Origin of the sequence: Kitasatospora terrestris, assembly GCF_039542905.1 — a bacterium.
Classification (GTDB): Bacteria; Actinomycetota; Actinomycetes; order Streptomycetales; family Streptomycetaceae; genus Kitasatospora; species Kitasatospora terrestris.
In genome coordinates this window covers 4,637,863-4,654,136 of sequence record NZ_BAABIS010000001.1, presented here as the reverse complement: position 1 = coordinate 4,654,136, position 16,274 = coordinate 4,637,863, and the positions used below count along the sequence as shown (strand labels likewise).

The 16,274-nt window shown below is 72.4% G+C and carries 18 protein-coding genes; 3 read left to right on the top strand and 15 right to left on the bottom strand.

The window, feature by feature from the left end; genetic code table 11:
• Position 1 precedes the first annotated feature (1 nt).
• From ABEB06_RS21535 to dacB, 7 genes are all read right to left on the bottom strand, one after another.
• On the bottom strand, positions 2 to 1,780 hold the full coding sequence (locus tag ABEB06_RS21535) for a phosphatidylglycerol lysyltransferase domain-containing protein (RefSeq protein WP_425559791.1): 1,779 nt from the start codon (positions 1,778 to 1,780) through the stop codon (positions 2 to 4).
• A gap of 238 nt (positions 1,781 to 2,018) precedes the next feature.
• Complete coding sequence (folE, locus tag ABEB06_RS21530) at positions 2,019 to 2,624, bottom strand: GTP cyclohydrolase I FolE (RefSeq protein ID WP_345698507.1); 606 nt, start codon at positions 2,622 to 2,624, stop codon at positions 2,019 to 2,021.
• A 103-nt stretch (positions 2,625 to 2,727) separates the two neighbouring features.
• A complete protein-coding gene (ftsH, locus tag ABEB06_RS21525) occupies positions 2,728 to 4,767 on the bottom strand; it encodes an ATP-dependent zinc metalloprotease FtsH (protein ID WP_345698506.1) in 2,040 nt (679 codons plus the stop codon).
• Positions 4,768 to 4,997: 230 nt separating this feature from the next.
• Positions 4,998 to 5,537, bottom strand: coding sequence for a hypoxanthine phosphoribosyltransferase (gene hpt, locus ABEB06_RS21520; RefSeq protein WP_345701930.1), 540 nt, complete (start codon positions 5,535 to 5,537; stop codon positions 4,998 to 5,000).
• A gap of 77 nt (positions 5,538 to 5,614) precedes the next feature.
• The gene (gene tilS, locus ABEB06_RS21515) at positions 5,615 to 6,736 is read right to left on the bottom strand and encodes a tRNA lysidine(34) synthetase TilS (RefSeq protein ID WP_345698505.1); all 1,122 of its coding nucleotides are present in this window, start codon (positions 6,734 to 6,736) and stop codon (positions 5,615 to 5,617) included.
• A 201-nt stretch (positions 6,737 to 6,937) separates the two neighbouring features.
• Entirely contained in the window at positions 6,938 to 8,095 is a 1,158-nt protein-coding gene (locus ABEB06_RS21510; RefSeq protein WP_345698504.1) for a zinc-dependent metalloprotease, read from the bottom strand.
• 51 nt (positions 8,096 to 8,146) lie between these two features.
• A complete protein-coding gene (dacB, locus tag ABEB06_RS21505; RefSeq protein WP_345698503.1) occupies positions 8,147 to 9,619 on the bottom strand; it encodes a D-alanyl-D-alanine carboxypeptidase/D-alanyl-D-alanine endopeptidase in 1,473 nt (490 codons plus the stop codon).
• 137 nt (positions 9,620 to 9,756) lie between these two features.
• Between dacB and ABEB06_RS21500 the strand changes: the two genes are divergently transcribed.
• Entirely contained in the window at positions 9,757 to 10,248 is a 492-nt protein-coding gene (locus ABEB06_RS21500) for an inorganic diphosphatase (RefSeq protein ID WP_345698502.1), read from the top strand.
• A 104-nt stretch (positions 10,249 to 10,352) separates the two neighbouring features.
• Here the strand turns inward: ABEB06_RS21500 and ABEB06_RS21495 are convergent, their stop codons facing one another.
• From ABEB06_RS21495 to ABEB06_RS21485, 3 genes are all read right to left on the bottom strand, one after another.
• Entirely contained in the window at positions 10,353 to 10,562 is a 210-nt protein-coding gene (locus tag ABEB06_RS21495) for a dodecin (RefSeq protein ID WP_345698501.1), read from the bottom strand.
• A gap of 86 nt (positions 10,563 to 10,648) precedes the next feature.
• Positions 10,649 to 11,602, bottom strand: coding sequence for an asparaginase (locus ABEB06_RS21490; RefSeq protein ID WP_345698500.1), 954 nt, complete (start codon positions 11,600 to 11,602; stop codon positions 10,649 to 10,651).
• 59 nt (positions 11,603 to 11,661) lie between these two features.
• Positions 11,662 to 12,195, bottom strand: a complete 534-nt coding sequence (locus tag ABEB06_RS21485; RefSeq protein ID WP_345698499.1) for an RsiG family protein — start codon at positions 12,193 to 12,195, stop codon at positions 11,662 to 11,664.
• Between the two features lie 341 nt (positions 12,196 to 12,536).
• Here ABEB06_RS21485 and dtd point away from each other — a divergent pair, with 341 nt between their 5' ends.
• Positions 12,537 to 12,968, top strand: a complete 432-nt coding sequence (gene dtd / locus ABEB06_RS21480; protein ID WP_345698498.1) for a D-aminoacyl-tRNA deacylase — start codon at positions 12,537 to 12,539, stop codon at positions 12,966 to 12,968.
• A 9-nt stretch (positions 12,969 to 12,977) separates the two neighbouring features.
• On the opposite strand, the gene ygfZ is transcribed toward dtd, so the two are convergent.
• Genes ygfZ through ABEB06_RS21465 form a run of 3 tightly spaced genes read right to left on the bottom strand, consistent with a single transcriptional unit; the run spans position 12,978 to position 15,032 of the window.
• Positions 12,978 to 13,934, bottom strand: coding sequence for a CAF17-like 4Fe-4S cluster assembly/insertion protein YgfZ (gene ygfZ / locus ABEB06_RS21475; RefSeq protein ID WP_345698497.1), 957 nt, complete (start codon positions 13,932 to 13,934; stop codon positions 12,978 to 12,980).
• Between the two features lie 10 nt (positions 13,935 to 13,944).
• Positions 13,945 to 14,391, bottom strand: coding sequence for a Fur family transcriptional regulator (locus ABEB06_RS21470; RefSeq protein WP_345698496.1), 447 nt, complete (start codon positions 14,389 to 14,391; stop codon positions 13,945 to 13,947).
• A 56-nt stretch (positions 14,392 to 14,447) separates the two neighbouring features.
• Entirely contained in the window at positions 14,448 to 15,032 is a 585-nt protein-coding gene (locus ABEB06_RS21465) for a heme-binding beta-barrel domain-containing protein (RefSeq protein WP_345698495.1), read from the bottom strand.
• Between the two features lie 214 nt (positions 15,033 to 15,246).
• Between ABEB06_RS21465 and ABEB06_RS21460 the strand changes: the two genes are divergently transcribed.
• Complete coding sequence (locus tag ABEB06_RS21460; RefSeq protein WP_345698494.1) at positions 15,247 to 15,609, top strand: DsrE family protein; 363 nt, start codon at positions 15,247 to 15,249, stop codon at positions 15,607 to 15,609.
• Here the strand turns inward: ABEB06_RS21460 and ABEB06_RS21455 are convergent.
• Both ABEB06_RS21455 and ABEB06_RS21450 read right to left on the bottom strand, forming a co-directional pair.
• Positions 15,603 to 15,911, bottom strand: a complete 309-nt coding sequence (locus tag ABEB06_RS21455; RefSeq protein ID WP_345698493.1) for a DUF3099 domain-containing protein — start codon at positions 15,909 to 15,911, stop codon at positions 15,603 to 15,605. The genes ABEB06_RS21460 and ABEB06_RS21455 overlap by 7 nt on opposite strands.
• Before the next feature lie 72 nt (positions 15,912 to 15,983).
• On the bottom strand, positions 15,984 to 16,274 hold the full coding sequence (locus ABEB06_RS21450) for a DUF1416 domain-containing protein (RefSeq protein ID WP_345698492.1): 291 nt from the start codon (positions 16,272 to 16,274) through the stop codon (positions 15,984 to 15,986).

The following is a 16,274-nucleotide window of genomic DNA, read 5'->3' as shown; positions in this document are numbered from 1 at the left end:
CCTACGCGGCCTGGTCGAGCAGCGCCGTCTCCGGCATCAGGCCCTGCCGCTGGCGCTTGCGGCCGAACCGCGGCATGCCGAGGGTGATGAACGCCTCGGCCTGCATCGCGGCCAAGCCGATCCGCGGCAGGTCCCGGGTGGCGGGGTAGACCAGGAAGCGCGGCTCCCACTCGGGCTGGAACTTGGCGTTGAACTTGTACAGCGACTCGATCTGGAACCAGCGCGAGAGGAAGACCAGCAGCCCGCGCCAGGCCCGCAGCACCGGACCGGCGCCGATCCGCTCGCCGCGGGCGAGCGCGGAGCGGAACATCGCGAAGTTCAGCGAGACCCGGCGGATGCCGAGCGCGCCGACCTGCTGGAGGGCGGCGACGATCAGCAGCTCGTTCAGGCCGGGGTCGGCCTCCCGGTCGCGGCGCATCAGCTCCAGCGAGATGCCGTCCGGGCCCCACGGGACGAAGTGCAGCACCGCGCGCAGGTCGTCGGTCTGCGCCGAGTCCTCCTCGGGCGCCTTGTGCGCGGTGACCACCACGCAGGCGTCGTCGCCGGGGTCGCCGAAGCGGCCGAGCGCCATCGAGAAGCCGCGCTCGGTGTCGGTGCCGCGCCAGCGGGCGGCGGCGTCGGCGATCTGCCGCTTCTCCTCCAGGGTCAGGTCGCCGACCCGGCGGACCTGGCAGGAGTAGCCGTTGCGCTCGATCCGCTTCACCATCTGGCGGACGTTGCGCATGGCCCGGCCGGAGAGCGAGAAGGTCGCGGTGTCGACGATCGCCTCGTCACCGAGCTCCAGGGCGTCCAGCCCGGCCTCCCGGGTCCACACCTCGCCGCCGACCTCGCTGCAGCCCATCACGGCCGGCACCCAGGCGTGCTCGCGGGCGGTCGCCATGAACACCTTGATCGCGCCGGGCCAGGCCTCGACGTCGCCGACCGGGTCGCCGGAGGCCAGCATCACGCCGGAGACCACCCGGTAGGAGATCGCGGCCTTGCCGGACGGCGAGAACAGCACGCTCTTGTCGCGGCGCAGCGCGAAGTAGCCCAGCGAGTCGCGCTCGCCGTGCCGGGCCAGCAGGTCGCGGACCCGGACCTCGTCCTCGGGGGTGAGCTCCGGCTCCGGCTTCTCCGGACGCAGCGCCAGGTAGGCGGTGGTGAAGGCGGTGACCAGGCCGAGCGCGCCGAGGGTGTACGCGACCAGGTCGGAGACCCGGTCGGAGGTGTAGTCGATCGGGCCCTCGAAGCCGAAGAGGCCGTAGCCGACGTGCTCCAGCCGGGTGAAGAAGGACGGGTCGCCGACCTCGGACTTCCAGCGGACGCTGACGATCACCATGCCGAGGACCACCGACACCGCGGCCAGCACCAGGAAGTTGGCCACCGCGCGCCAGCGGGTGCGCGGGTCGGCCTTGGCGTAGAACTCGCGGCGGTGCACCAGCATCACGGCGAGCAGGCCGAGCGAGATCGCCGCCTGCCCGAACTGGTGCCAGCGCACCAGGTGCAGCAGCGCGCCGACCGGCAGCAGCACGCAGACCGCGCGCCAGGCGCGGGCCTTGCGGCGGCGCAGCGCGTGCGCCAGCAGCACCAGCAGCATGCCGACCATCAGGGTGCCGGCGGCGGCCAGCGTGGTGACACCGCCGGGCAGGTGGCCGGCCCAGGTGTGCATCTTGGTGAAGCGCAGCTTCGGGAAGACGGCACAGCCGATGTCGATCAGGCCGATCAGCAGGCAGGCGTACCCGACCGCGGTCGGCAGCCAGGCGCGGGGCACGGCCGCCGCCTGGGTGCGCAGCGTCTGCAGCCCCCGGCGACGGGGCTGCGGGGGGATCGGCTCAGCGGGCACGGGAAGGCTCACGAAGGGTCAGCCTAAAGGCTTCCTGGGAGTTCCCTGACACCGCCGGCGGGGCGCCGTGATGGACCTTCATGACTCTTCCCCCGTTTGGTAATCCGCACGTCAAGTGGGCGTCCACGAACGACAGATGCGGCGCCCACCTGGTGGACGCCGCATTCTAGGCCCCCGGTTGCACCCCGGGAAGCCCCTACCTGCCGATGATGAGGGACATCGCCTCGGCCCTGGTGGCGGGGTCGCGGAGCTGCCCGCGGACCGCCGAGGTGAGGGTCTTGGCGCCGGGCTTGCGGATGCCGCGCATCGACATGCACATGTGCTCGCACTCGACGACCACGATCGCGCCGCGCGGCTCCAGGATCCGCATCAGCGAGTCGGCGACCTGGCTGGTCAGCCGCTCCTGCACCTGCGGCCGGCGGGCGTAGACGTCGACCAGCCGGGCCAGCTTGGACAGGCCGGTGATCTTCCCGCTGGTGGACGGGATGTACCCGACGTGGGCGACGCCCTGGAACGGCACCAGGTGGTGCTCGCAGGTGGAGAACACCTCGATGTCCTTGACCAGCACCATCTCGTCGTGGCCGAGGTCGAAGGTGGTGGTGAGGACGTCCTCCGGCTCCTGCCAGAGCCCGGCGAATATCTCCTTGTACGCCCGCGCCACCCGGGCCGGGGTCTCCAGCAGGCCCTCGCGGTCCGGGTCCTCGCCGACCGCGATCAGCAGCTCGCGGACGGCGTTCTCGGCACGCTTCTGGTCGAAGTGCCCGATCGGCGATTCGCCGTCGAGAGTCACCGGGTCGATCATGCGTGCCTCGCTCTGTACGGGTCGGGAGGGATGGGGAACAGCACGGATGCCGCGCCTCCAGGGTACAAACCCGGGAAACGCGGCATCCATTCCGATCCGAGGATCAGCTCTCCGGGGTGGACTCCGGCGGGAGCTTCACGACGTCGACCGGGGTGGTCTCCACCGGAGCGGCGGCGCCGTTGGTCAGCGCCAGCTCCTTCGGGGACTGCACCGGCGGCCGGGTGGACGGGGTCCGGCGGGCCGAACCGGTCCAGGCCGGACGGGCCGGACGCTTGATCACCGGGGCGAAGACCTCGGCGATCTGCTCCTTGTTGAGCGTCTCCTTCTCGAGCAGTTCGAGAACGAGGTTGTCGAGCACGTCGCGGTTCTCGACCAGGATCTCCCAGGCCTCGTTGTGCGCGGTCTCGATGAGGCTCTTGACCTCCTCGTCCACCAGCCCGGCGACCTCTTCCGAGTAGTCGCGCTGGTGGGCCATCTCGCGGCCCAGGAACGGCTCCGAGTCGCTGGTGCCGAACTTGATCGCGCCCAGGCGCTCGCTCATGCCGTACTGGGTGACCATGGCCCGCGCGGTGGCGGTGGCCTTCTCGATGTCGTTCGAGGCGCCGGTGGTCGGGTCGTGGAAGACCAGCTCCTCCGCCGCCCGGCCGCCCAGCATGTAGGCGAGCTGGTCGAGCATCTCGTTGCGGGTGGTCGAGTACTTGTCCTCGTCCGGCAGCACCATCGTGTAGCCCAGGGCGCGGCCGCGGGACAGGATGGTGATCTTGTGCACCGGGTCGGAGTAGTTGCAGGCCGCCGCGACCAGGGCGTGGCCGCCCTCGTGGTACGCGGTGATCTTCTTCTCCTTGTCGGACATGATCCGCGAGCGCTTCTGCGGGCCGGCGACCACGCGGTCGATGGCCTCGTCCAGCATGCCGTTGTCGATCAGCTTGCGGTCCGACCGGGCGGTCAGCAGCGCGGCCTCGTTGAGCACGTTCGAGAGGTCAGCGCCGGTGAAGCCGGGGGTGCGCTTGGCGACGGCCGACAGGTCGACGTCGGGCGCGATCGGCTTGCCCTTCTGGTGCACCTTGAGGATGTCCAGGCGGCCCTGCAGGTCCGGGCGGTCGACGGCGATCTGCCGGTCGAAGCGGCCGGGGCGCAGCAGCGCCGGGTCCAGGATGTCCGGGCGGTTGGTGGCGGCGATGAGGATCACGCCGCCCTTGACGTCGAAGCCGTCCATCTCGACCAGCAGCTGGTTGAGGGTCTGCTCGCGCTCGTCGTGGCCGCCGCCGAGACCCGCACCGCGGTGCCGGCCGACGGCGTCGATCTCGTCGACGAAGATGATCGCCGGGGCGTTGGCCTTGGCCTGCTCGAACAGGTCGCGCACCCGGGAGGCACCGACACCGACGAACATCTCGACGAAGTCGGAGCCGGAGATGGAGTAGAACGGCACGCCGGCCTCGCCCGCGACGGCGCGGGCCAGCAGGGTCTTGCCGGTACCGGGCGGGCCGTACAGCAGCACGCCCTTGGGGATCTTGGCACCGACCGCCTGGAACTTCGACGGCTCCTGCAGGAACTCCTTGATCTCGTGGAGCTCCTCGACCGCCTCGTCCGCACCGGCCACGTCGGCGAAGGTGGTCTTCGGGGTGTCCTTGGTGAGCAGCTTGGCCTTGGACTTGCCGAACTGCATGACCCGCGAGCCGCCGCCCTGCATCTGGTTCATCAGGAACAGGAAGACCAGCACGATGATCACGATCGGCAGCATCGACAGCAGCAGGCTGACGAAGGTCGACTGCTTCTCGGGGCTGACGGTGTAGTTGTCCGGCAGGTTGCCGGCCTTCTGGGCGGCCTGCAGCTTGTCACTGATCGCCGTCGCCTGGATGTCGGAGACGTACGAGGCCTGGAACTTGCTGCCGGAAGGCTGCTTGCCCGAGCTGTTGGCGGCCAGCTTCTGGCCGTCCTTCAGCTGGATCTTGATCAGATTCGAATCACCAGTGGTGATCTGCGCCGACTTCACCTGGTTGGTGTCGATCGCCGCGATCACCTGGCCGGTGTCGGCCGTCTTGTAGCCGCTGGTGTCGGAGACGACCTGCATCAACACAACGACGGCGACGGCGGCGAGCACGATCCACATGATCGGCGCACGGAAGTATCGCTTGACGTCCATCCATGCGGGGCGTCGCCGCCCCGTCCCTCCTGCCACTCAACGGCGCTGTTTGGCTGTGGGCCTCGGCGCATCCGGGTTCCGCTCGTCACAAGAGCGGTTAATGGGACCGTACCGCAGTACCACCCCTGGGCGGCGTGAGCACGACGGCACGGCGTATTTTCCTACCTCGGCTCAACGGGCGGGAACAGTGCGCTGTTCCCGCCCGTCACCCGAAGAGTGCGGCGTTCGGCTCAGCCGCCGTAGACGTGCGGCGCCAGGGTGCCGATGAACGGCAGGTTCCGCAGCTTCTCCGCGTAGTCGAGGCCGTAGCCGACCACGAACTCGTTGGGGATGTCGAAGCCCACGTACTCGACGTCGATCTCCACCTTGGCGGCGTCCGGCTTGCGCAGCAGGGTGCACACCTTGAGCGAGGCCGGGCCGCGCGAGCCGAGGTTGCCGAGCAGCCAGGACAGGGTCAGACCGGAGTCGATGATGTCCTCGACGATCAGCACGTCCTTGCCGGCGATGTCGGTGTCCAGGTCCTTGAGGATGCGGACCACGCCCGAGGACTTGGTGCCCATGCCGTAGGAGGAGACCGCCATCCAGTCCATGGTCACCTGGGTGTGCAGCGCACGGGCCAGGTCGGCCATGACCATCACGGCGCCCTTGAGCACGCCGACGAGCAGCAGGTCCCGCCCGGCGTAGTCGGCGTCGATCCGCGCGGCCAGCTCCGCCAGCTTGGCGTCGATCTCGTCCTTGCTGATGAGCACCTTCGCGAGGTCTGCGCCCATGTCGTTCTGATCCACCGGGGATACGTCCTCAAACGTTCGGGGTCCTGTGTCGGCGGCGGCCCTGCGACCCGCTGTGCTCAGTCGCCCTGTCGCCGAAAGACCAGCGTGCCACACCTGCGGATGGCTTCGACCCCCCCGGGTAGGTGCAGCGGGCCCTGGCCGCGCCAGCCGGTGACCAGCAGGTCCACGGTCTCCAGGTGTCGGGCGAACAGCTCGCCGGCCGGGCAGCCGGCGCGCAGTGCCGCCCGGCGCAACACCCGGCGGCGGACCGCGGGGGGCAGTTCGGCGAGCCGGCCGACGTCCAGCGCGCCTTCGGCCGTTCGGAGGTCGCGCTCGGCGAGGGCGGCCCACTGGTCGAGCGCGTCGGCGTCGTCGCGGAACAGCCGGGCGGTCCGGGCGAGCGCCTCCACCACGCCGCCGCCGAGGTGCTTCTCCAGCACCGGCAGCACCTCGTGGCGGACCCGGGAGCGGGTGTACGCGGGGTCGGAGTTGTGCGGGTCGTCCCAGATCGGGATGGACTGCGCGGAGCAGGCCTCGCGGGTGGCGGAGCGGTCCAGCTCCAGCAGCGGGCGGCGGTAGCGGCCCTTCTGCGCGGGCATCCCGGCCAGCGAGCGGGAGCCGGAGCCGCGGGCCAGGCCCAGCAGGACCGTCTCGGCCTGGTCGTCGCGGGTGTGGCCGAGCAGGACGGCGATCGCGCCGTGGCGCTCCGCGGCGGCGTCCAGCGCGCCGTAGCGGGCGTCCCGGGCGGCGTTCTCCGGGCCGCCGTGCCGGCCGACCTCGACCGGGACGGCCTCGACCGGGTCCAGGCCCAGCTCGCGCAGCCGCTCGGCGACCTGCGCGGCCCGCTCGGCGGAGCCGGCCTGCAGGCCGTGGTCGACGGTGACGGCGCCGACCCGCAGGCCCAGCTTGGGCGCCTCGAAGGCGGTCGCGGTGGCCAGCGCCATCGAGTCGGCGCCGCCGCTGACCGCGACCAGCACCAGCGGGGAACCCGGTGCGGCGGGGGTGCGGGGCAGCCCGGAGGGGTGGCGGTGGGCGTTGCCGATCAGGGTGGTTCCGGCACCGGCCAGCGCGGGCTGGGAGGGGCGGGGCTGCGCGGCGCGGGCGGGCGCGACGGAGACGACTCCGGCCTCGGCGGCGAGCTCGGCGAGGGTACGGCGGACGGCGAGGCGTATCGCCGCGACGGCGGGGTGTGGGCCCATGGGGATGCGCTCCTTGACGGAGGGGGGTAGCGGGGCCGCCGGCGGCTCTCGGTCACCAGGCGCTCACAGATGGTCGCAGAATCCGGCCACCGGCTCCGCCACCCGCGCCACCGGTACGACCACGGTCCCACGTACGGGTGAATGGGGAAACGTTCATCCTTCCGCCGCGTGGACGACCGGACGGCTGTGCGCTCCCGCGGTTCAGCCGATCACCCGGGTCACCCAGGCCGCCGGGTCGTGGATCTCCTCCTTGGTGGGCAGCGTGTTCGGCGAGGTCCAGACCCGGTTGAAACCGGCCATCCCGACCCGCTCCACCACGCCCCGGACGAACACCGCGCCGTCCTGGTACTGGCGCAGCTTGGCGTCCATGCCGAGCAGCCGGCGCAGTGCCAGGTCGAGCCGGCCGGCGCCGCGGTCCCGGCGCTTCTGGAACTTCTCGCGGATCTCCGCGACGCTCGGCACCACGGCCGGGCCGACCCCGTCCATCACCACGTCGGCGTGACCCTCCAGCAGCGACATCACCGCGGTGAGGCGGCCGAGGATCTCCCGCTGGGCGGGGCTCTGCACCACCTCCATCAGGGTGCCGGCGGAGCCGTTGCCGCGGCCGCCGAGGCCGGGGACGCCGCCGAACGCGTCCCGCACCCGGTCCATCAGGGCGGAGGGGTCGACGTCGGTCTGCACCAGGAAGTCCTGCACCTCGGACTGGATGTGGTCGCGCAGCCACGGCACCGCGGTGAACTGGGTGCGGTGGGTCTCCTCGTGCAGGCACACCCAGAGCCGGAAGTCGTGCGGCGCCACGTCCAGCTCCCGCTCGACCTGGACGATGTTCGGCGCGACCAGCAGCAGCCGGCCGGGCTGCTGGTCCAGGCCCCGGCGCGGCTGGGCGAACAGCGACTCCGGGGTGTCCGGCGCGCTCGGCAGCTCGGCCGGGGCGAAGGTCTCGTACTGCCCCAGCACCTTGCCGGACAGGAAGGCCAGCACCGCGCCGACCTCGACCCCGGTGGCCTTCTCCCCCAGCGAGGCGAAGGCGGCGGATCCGGGGTTCTCCGTCCGGCGCGCCCGCAGCTTGTCGACCAGCGGCTGGACGACGGTGCGGAAGCCCGCCACGTTGGCCCGCACCCAGCCGGGCCGGTCCACCACCAGCACCGGGGTGGCCGGCGCCTCCATCAGGCTGGAGGAGCCCATCCCGGTGAACGCCCGGACGTGCTCCTCGGCCTCCAGCGCGTGGCGGCGCAGCTCGGCGACGACCGCCCTGGCCTCCTCCCGGCTGACCTCCGGGCCGGGCCGGACCAACCGGGTCGCGGTCGCGACCGCGAGATTCCAGTCGACCATGTCCGCACCGCCGCTCGCGCTCGTCATGCCTTCACCGTACGGGTTCCCGCCCCTGACGGGGAGGGAACCCGCCACCGGTCACTGGCAGCCGCAGGCGATGATCCGCGCCACGATCCGGTCCACCGCCGCGCGGGCGGCGTCCGGACCGGCCGTGGTGCGGGTCATCATGGCGAACGCCAGCACCCGGCCGTCGTTGTCGACCACGGTGCCGGCCAGCGTGATCACTCCGGCCAGGGTGCCGGTCTTGGCGCGGACGATGCCGGCCCCCTCGGCGGCCCCCGACTTGGCGCCGTAGCGGTTCACCAGGGTGCCGGTGAACGCGGCGATCGGCAGTCCGGTGATCACCGGGCGCAGCTCCGGGTGGTCCGGCGAGGACGCCTGAGCGAGCAGCTTCACCAGGGTGATCGGGGGGATCAGATTGGCCTTGTTCAGCCCGCTGCCGTCGTTCAGCACCACCCCGGTCATCGGCACGCCGAGCTTGCCGAGCGCGTCGGTCACCGCCTTCACCCCGCCGTCGAAGCTGGCCGGCTGCTTGGCGGCGATCGCCGCCTGCCGGGCCACCGCCTCCGCCAGGGTGTTGTCCGACATCGTCAGCAGCCGCTCGACCAGCCGCTCGATCGTCGGCGACTCCACCTGGCCCAGCACCGCCGCGTCCGCCCCGGCGGTCGTCTGCGCGGGCTTGCCCTGGACGGTGATGCCCTGGGCGGTCAGGAAGCGCGCGAAGGAGTCCGCCGCCTGCCCGGCCGGGTCGAACACCCGGGCCGGCGCCTCGTCGGTCGACCTGGGGTCGATCCGGCCCTCGTCCACCATCAGCGGGGTGACCGCGGCGATGTTGGTCGCGTCGTGCTCCTTGTGCAGCAGCGGGCCGGAGTACAGCGAGGTGTCGTAGCCCAGCTTCACCGAGGTGACGCCCGCCGCCTTCAGCGCGGCCGCGGTGCGCTCTGCCAGGTCGGCCATCGACGCGGGGGCGCTCTCGGCGTCCACCGGCGCGCCGCCGATCCGGATCTGGTCCGCCGGCAGCGCGGTCAGCGTCGGGTCGCCGCCGCCGACCAGGGTGATCTCGCCGGGCTTGGCACCCTGCACCACCTTGGTGGCGATCCGGAAGTCGGCGGGCAGCAGGGAGAGCGCCGCGACCGAGGTGGCCAGCTTGGTGGTGGACGCCGGGACGGCCGGGACGGACTCCCCCGAGCCGAACAGGAACTCGCCGGTCGCCGCGTCCGCCACCGCGAAGTTCAGCGTGCCGAGCGACTTGTCCTGCAGCGTGGTGCCCATCGTCTGCTGCAGCCCGTGGTTGCTCGGGGCGTGCCCCGCCTGGTCGGTCGCGGCCAGCACCGGGCCGTGCACGGGCACCGAGCGGTGCCCGCCGCGGCGCTTGCCGGTGCCCGGCTGGCCGTCGTGGCTCCCCCTGGTCCCGGGCGGGGCGGACGAGGTCCCGGGCCGGTGCTGGTCCGTGCCGCTCCTGGGGTGCCCACTGGACTGGCTCGCCCCCGGCGTCGGCTGCGCGAACGCCGGATCCACCCCGACGGTCAGCCCGCCGGCGGCCAGCGCCATTCCCACCGCACCCGCGACCGCGGCTCTCCGACCGCGGCCCGCCCCCGCTCCACCGTTCACCGACCGGCCCCTTTCCAGAGCACTCCCTGCCGTACGAGACACTTGGATTCTGTCAGTCCCTACCGTTGGAGGAACCGTTGGAGTTCGACGTCCTGATCGAGATCCCGAAGGGCTCGCGCAACAAGTACGAGGTCGACCATGAGTCCGGCCGACTGCGCCTGGACCGCATGCTCTTCACCTCGACCCGCTACCCCGCCGACTACGGCTACGTCGAGGGCACCCTCGCGGACGACGGCGACCCGCTGGACGCCCTGGTCATCCTGGACGAGCCGACCTTCCCGGGCTGCCTCATCAAGTGCCGCGCCATCGGCATGTTCAAGATGACCGACGAGGCCGGCGGCGACGACAAGCTGCTCTGCGTCCCGGCGACGGACCCGCGCTGGGAGCACCTGAAGGACATCCACCACGTGTCGGAGTTCGACCGTCTGGAGATCCAGCACTTCTTCGAGGTCTACAAGGACCTGGAGCCCGGCAAGTCCGTCGAGGGCGCCGACTGGGTCGGCCGCGCCGAGGCCGAGGCCGAGATCGTCGCCTCGATCAAGCGCTTCGAGGAGCAGGGCGGTCACTGACCGCTCCCGTCAGGGGCTGCTCACGCACGCGAAAGGGGCGCGGGAGGATTTTCCCGCGCCCCTTTGGCGTGTCCGGCGTCTTCGGCGCGTCCGGCGTCGCCCGGTCAGTCGTCCAGGCGGAACCCGACCTTCAGGCCGACCTGGTAGTGCTCGATCTGCCCGTCCACGATGTGCCCGCGCACCTGCACCACCTCGAACCAGTCCAGGTTGCGCAGCGTCTGGGAGGCCCGGGTGATCCCGTTCTTGATGGCCGCGTCGACTCCGTCCTTCGAGGAGCCGACGATCTCGGTGACACGGTAGACATGGTCGGACATGGCGGTCTCCTGAGCAGTCGTCGTACGGAGCGGCCCCCCGTCCAACCGTGCAACAGGCTGACCGCGCCAGCAACCACAGCCGGGGTTCAGAAGGCCGCGCGGACCTCCCCGACCACCTGGCCGCCGCCGTGCAGGGGCTCGGCGCCGATCCGGTCCAGGACCGGGTCGGTGACGCCGGCCCGGCGGAGGGCCGCGGCGAGGACCGGGCCGCGGGCGCGCTCGGCGCCGTCGTCGATCTTGAAGGCGAGCGCCCGGCCGTCGGCCAGGGCGACGACCTGCACGGCCTCGGCGCCCATCTTGGAGAGCGAGCCCGGCACGGCCCGCATCAGCCAGGTGTCGGCCCGCCGGGTGCCGGCCACGTACTCGGGGTGGGCGCGCATCGCGTCCGCGACCTGCCGGCCGACGCTGCCCTCCTCCGCCACCACCAGCGCCCGGAAGCCCCGGGCGAGGCCGGTCAGGCTGACCGCGAGCAGCGGGGCGCCGCAGCCGTCGGTGCCGACGTGCGCCGCGTCCTCGCCGGTGAACTCCTCCAGCGCCTCGCGGGCGAGCAGCTGGACCGGGTGGTCGACGGCGAGGTAGCCCTCCAGGTCCCAGCCGTTCGCGGCGCTGGCGGCGAGCCAGCCGGCGTGCTTGCCCGAGCAGTCCATCAGGATCGGCGCGCGTCCGCCGCCGCCGCGCAGCAGCCGCTCGGCCTCGACGGTGTCGAGCGGCAGGTCGGCGGGGGTGCGCAGGGCGGCCTCGGTCAGCCCGGCGTCGGCCAGGATCCGCCGGACCTCGTCCTGGTGAAACGATTCTGCGGAGTGGCTGGAGGCGGCCAGCGCGAGCTGCGCGCCGCGCAGCGGGAGGCCGGCCCGCAGGGTGGCGACGGCCTGGAACGGCTTGGCGGCGGAGCGCGGGAAGACCGGCGCGTCCGGGGCGCCGAGGGCGAACTCGACCGAGCCGTCGGGCGCCAGCAGGACCAGGGAGCCGCGGTGGCTGCCCTCGGTGAAGCCTGACCGTATGACGTCGGCGAGCGCGGGCAGGACGACGGACTGCGACATGAGGGTGGACTCCGGGGTCGTGCGGGTGGAGGTGTGGCCCGGCCCGCCGTTCCCGCTCCTCAGCCCCCGCTGAGCAGGTCGTCGACCCGTGCTTCCCCTTCACGGTACCTGCGGGTGATCTCGGCGCTGCAGTCGTCCGCCGTCCGCTGCAGCGACTGCCGCCGGGCGGAGACCTCGCGCTCGTGCGCGGTCAGCCGCTCGACGGCGGCGAGCAGCGCGGCCGTCGGGTGCGCGGCCAGGTCGACCAGCCGGACGTCACCCATCAGGACGTCCGCCTCGCGCCGGTACTGCTCGCCGCGCGGCGGACCGAGCGTCACGTGCCGGGCCGGGCGGCGGACCGAGGACGGCGCGTCGGCGAGGATCGCCGGCAGCCGCTCCAGCAGGGCCGGCTCGCCGATCGCGGGGCCGGCCGGCTCCACCCGGCGGCGGTCCAGCTCGGCGCGCAGGATGTCCAGCCGGCCGTGCAGCAGGCGGCGCAGGTACGAGAGGTCGGCCTCCTGCTCCTGCGCGTCCCGGCGGAGCGTGCGCAGCTGCTCCAGACCGAGCCCGGCGAGCTCGGAACCCTCCCGGTGGGCCGTACCGCTCGCGTCCATCAACCAACCACCTGCCGTCGTCGCTGTGCCCACCCTGAGGCACGTCCGGCCGGTCCGGGCGGGCCCCGGTCGCGCGCGACGCCACCCGGTCGGGTGACGGGGCGGGCCCGGGTGGCGGGTCCTCGTGCCGTCCGACAGCGTGCCACCCCGGGTCGTCAGGTGCACGCCCGAGCACCCGAACGGCCCCGTGGCGAACCGGCCTGGCTAGTACTACTGATCAGCGCCACCGGCTCACCTGCACGAATAGGAGCGCACGCGCACGGAGACCGGCGCGCAGATGTGGTGCGTGCGCCCCCACCGGCCGGGCCGGGAGGGCCGGGCGCGCTTGGCACAATGGCGGCATGCGAGCAGTGGTGCAACGGGTCGCCGAGGCGGCCGTGGTGGTGGACGGCGAGACGGTCGGCGCGATCGAGGGGCCCGGGCTGTGCGTCCTGGTCGGCGTCACGCACGACGACACGGCGGAGAAGGCCGCGCAGCTGGCCCGCAAGCTGTGGTCGCTGCGGATCTTCCCCGGCAGCCCGGAGCGGTCCTGCTCGGAGCTGGCCGCCCCGCTGCTGGTGATCAGCCAGTTCACGCTCTACGGCGACGCCCGCAAGGGCCGCCGGCCCACCTGGAACGCCGCCGCCCCCGGCCCCGTCGCCGAGCCGCTGGTCGACGCCGTGGTGGCCGAACTCCGGGCGCTCGGCGCCAAGGTCGAGACCGGCCGCTTCGGCGCCGACATGAAGGTCTCGCTGACCAACGACGGCCCCTTCACCGTCCTCCTGGAGCTCTGACCCGCCCGCTCAGGCCGGGACGATGACGTCCTGGGTGGCGGGGACGCCGTCGGCGAGGAGGGTGGCGTCCAGCGGGGTGTTGCGCTTCACCAGGGCGAGGGCGATCGGGCCGAGCTCGTGGTGGCGGGCGGCGGAGGTGACGAAGCCGACCGGGCGGTCCTGGCCGTCCACGCGGACGTCGGCACCGCGGGCGGGCAGCTTCTCCTCGGTCCCGTCGAGGTGCAGGAAGACCAGGCGGCGCGGCGGCCGGCCGAGGTTGTGCACCCGGGCGACGGTCTCCTGGCCCCGGTAGCAGCCCTTCTGCAGGTGGACGGCGGTGGCCAGCCAGTCCACCTCGTGCGGGATGGTGCGGTGGTCGGTCTCGAAGCCCAGCCGCGGCCGGTGCCCCTCGATCCGCAGCGCCTCGTACGCCCAGACGCCGGCCGCCGGACCGAAGCCGGCCACCTCGGCGGCGAGCGCCTCGCGCGGCAGGAACAGGTCGCGGCCCCAGGAGAGCTCGCGGACGGCCGCGGCGCCGGAGGCGTCGGCGGTGGAGCCGGCCGGGAGGAAGACCACGGCGTACCGGTCGGTGGCGTCGGCGACCTCGACCCGGTTCCAGAACTTCATCGACTCCAGGTAGCCGATGAGCGCCTGCTGGGTGCCCGGCTCGACGTGGATCCAGACCGTCGCGCCGTCGTCGACGAGGTAGAGCGCGTGCTCGACGTGCCCGTTCGGCGAGAGGACCAGCGCCTCGGTGGCCTGCTGCGGGCGCAGGTCGCTGACGTGCTGGGTGAGCAGCAGGTGCAGCCAGGAGAGGCGGTCCGGCCCGGTGACGGTGACGACGCCGCGGTGCGAGAGGTCGACGTACCCGTGGCCGGCGGCGAGCTCGCGCTGCTCGCGGAAGATGTTGCCGTAGTGGGCGGCGACGCCCTCGTCGGGGCCCTCCGCGGGGACGGCACCGGGCAGGGCAAGCAGCGGGCTCTTCATACCGGCCAGCTTACGACTGCGCGTTCTCCTTCTTGGCGGTGCAGTCGGCGCAGCGCCCGAAGATCGCGAAGTGCTTGAGGTCGGTGTCGAAGCCGTGCTGGGCGCGCAGGCTGTCGATCAGCGGCGCGGCGATCGCGGTGTCGGTCTCGGTGACCTTGTCGCAGTCGCGGCAGACCAGGTGGAGGTGGGTGTGCCGGCCGGCCAGGTGGTAGGTGGGGGCGCCGTGGCCGAGGTGGGCGTGCGAGACCAGCCCGAGCTCCTCGAGGAGTTCGAGGGTGCGGTACACGGTGGAGATGTTGACGCCGCTGGCGGTCTTCCGGACGTGCCCGAGGATCTCGTCCGGGGTCGCGTGGTCCAGGACGTCGACCGCTTCCAGGACGAGTTGCCGCTGCGGGGTGAGGCGGTAGCCGCGCTCGCGCAGGTCGGCCTTCCAGTCGAAGGTCTCGGTATCAGCCACGCAGACAAGTGTAGGGACCGGCCACCGGGCCGGTCCCTACCTCGCGCACGTTCCGATCAGCGGAAGAAGGCGATGCCGTCGTCCGGCAGGTCGTTGATGTCCTTGATCAGCTGGGCGGGGCTGAGCACCTTGCGCAGCTGGGCCGACATGTAGGGCCGCAGCGGCACCTCGGGAGCGGCCTTCTCGCCGACCCACAACAGCTCGTCCTTGACCAGGCCGAAGAGGCGCTTGCCACCGCTGTACGGGGCCGCGCCCTCGATCCGGGCGACCGCGTCGGTGGCGAGGTCGATCTGCGGCTTGCCGTCGTGCAGCTTGCCGTACCAGATCTCCACGGTGCCGTCGTCGCGGACCGAGGAGACCTCGATCTCGCGCTCACCGCTGGTGCCGTGCTGGTTGCTGGTCACGCGCCAGAAGGAGTGCTCGTTCTCCAGCGGGCGGACCTTCTCGCCCTGCTCGTCCAGCACCCAGGTGCGCGAGCGGTACTCGAGGAAGGCCCGGCCGTCGTGCCGGAAGACGACTTCCTGGCCGAAGTTGCACTTCTCCGCGCCGGGGAAGTCGAAGACGCCGGCGCCTTCCCAGGTGCCGAGCAGGAAGGCCAGCGGGACGACGTCCTTGTGGAGGTCGGAAGGAATCTCGATCACAGCATCAACCGTACGGCAGGATCAGCGCTGGCCCTGGTACAGCTTCATGACCGAGAAGATGGCGAACCAGATGGTCGCGATCGCGATCAGGACCAGCAGGCTGTCGAAGAAGATTTCCAGACTGGACACGGGATGCTCCCAGGGGCACAGGGGTCGGCGAGGGTACGACCCGCCGAGTCTATCGGGGCCCCCCTTGGCGCGTACGCTCTGGGGCATGTCGAAGAAGCTGGTCATCAAGGTCACCGCGGGCGCGGACGCGCCGGAGCGCTGCTCGCAGGCGTTCACGGTGGCGGGGGTCGCCGTGGCGAGCGGCGTGGAGGTCTCGCTCTGGCTGACCGGCGAGTCCGCCTGGTTCGCGCTGCCGGGGAGGGCCGCGGAGTTCGGCCTGCCGCACTCGGCGCCGCTGCCGGACCTGCTGGAGGCGGTGCTGGCGGCGGGCACGGTCACGCTGTGCACCCAGTGCGCGGTGCGCCGCGGCATCGAGGAGGAGGACACCGTCGAGGGGATCCGGATCGCCGGCGCCCAGGTGTTCCTGAACGAGGTCATGGCCGACGGGGTGCAGGCGCTGGTCTACTGACCCCAGGGGTTGCGCCGGTCGTCGCCGGGGCGGTCGGGCGGGGATCCGTCGGGGCGGTCGCGGTCGTGGCCGGGGCGGTCCCAGTCCGGGTCGTCCCAGCGCGGGTCGTTCCACCAGTCGTCGTCCGGGTCCCGCTTGTTGGCCAGGATCGCGGCCACCGGCGGGATGACCATGGCGACCAGGCACAGCGCGATGGCGGCGCCGACCGACCAGAGGCGCACCAGGCCCCCCGCCAGGGCGAAGAGACCCACGCACACGCCCATCATCACGAAGTAGCGGACATGCCGCCGGTGCGCCTGCACGCTTCCAGGGTATGGCCGGGGCCCCCTGCCGCGGCAGGGGGCCCCAGTCGTGCGCAGCAGCGTCGGCGGTCGTCAGACCGCGATCGCGACCTCGGTGAACTCACCCTGGGCGGCGACCACCTGGCGGTCCACGGTGGCGCCGGGGACCAGCGCGCGCAGGGTCCACTTGCCCGGACGGGCGAAGAACCGGAACTGGCCGGTCGCCGAGGTGGGCACCTCGGCCGTGAACTCGCCGTTCTCGTCGAGCAGCCGCACGTAGCCGTTGACCGGCTCGTCGTTGCGGGTCACCGAACCCTGAATGATCGTCTCGCTCGCCACGTCAACTCCTGCCAGGTCCGGGCCGCCGGCCTTCGCACCGCACAT

What these genes read in the sequence shown, in the direction of transcription:
- ftsH (WP_345698506.1), bottom strand. Translation starts at nt 4,767, where the DNA reads ATGGACGTCAAGCGATACTTCCGTGCGCCGATCATGTGGATCGTGCTC.
- ABEB06_RS21490 (WP_345698500.1), bottom strand. Translation starts at nt 11,602, where the DNA reads ATGTCGCAGTCCGTCGTCCTGCCCGCGCTCGCCGACGTCATACGGTCA.
- hpt (WP_345701930.1), bottom strand. Translation starts at nt 5,537, where the DNA reads ATGGGCGCAGACCTCGCGAAGGTGCTCATCAGCAAGGACGAGATCGAC.
- ABEB06_RS21450 (WP_345698492.1), bottom strand. Translation starts at nt 16,274, where the DNA reads ATGTGCGGTGCGAAGGCCGGCGGCCCGGACCTGGCAGGAGTTGACGTG.
- ABEB06_RS21460 (WP_345698494.1), top strand. Translation starts at nt 15,247, where the DNA reads ATGTCGAAGAAGCTGGTCATCAAGGTCACCGCGGGCGCGGACGCGCCG.
- tilS (WP_345698505.1), bottom strand. Translation starts at nt 6,736, where the DNA reads ATGGGCCCACACCCCGCCGTCGCGGCGATACGCCTCGCCGTCCGCCGT.
- ABEB06_RS21495 (WP_345698501.1), bottom strand. Translation starts at nt 10,562, where the DNA reads ATGTCCGACCATGTCTACCGTGTCACCGAGATCGTCGGCTCCTCGAAG.
- ygfZ (WP_345698497.1), bottom strand. Translation starts at nt 13,934, where the DNA reads ATGAAGAGCCCGCTGCTTGCCCTGCCCGGTGCCGTCCCCGCGGAGGGC.
- dacB (WP_345698503.1), bottom strand. Translation starts at nt 9,619, where the DNA reads ATGGCGCTGGCCGCCGGCGGGCTGACCGTCGGGGTGGATCCGGCGTTC.
- folE (WP_345698507.1), bottom strand. Translation starts at nt 2,624, where the DNA reads ATGATCGACCCGGTGACTCTCGACGGCGAATCGCCGATCGGGCACTTC.
- ABEB06_RS21485 (WP_345698499.1), bottom strand. Translation starts at nt 12,195, where the DNA reads ATGGACGCGAGCGGTACGGCCCACCGGGAGGGTTCCGAGCTCGCCGGG.
- ABEB06_RS21510 (WP_345698504.1), bottom strand. Translation starts at nt 8,095, where the DNA reads ATGACGAGCGCGAGCGGCGGTGCGGACATGGTCGACTGGAATCTCGCG.
- dtd (WP_345698498.1), top strand. Translation starts at nt 12,537, where the DNA reads ATGCGAGCAGTGGTGCAACGGGTCGCCGAGGCGGCCGTGGTGGTGGAC.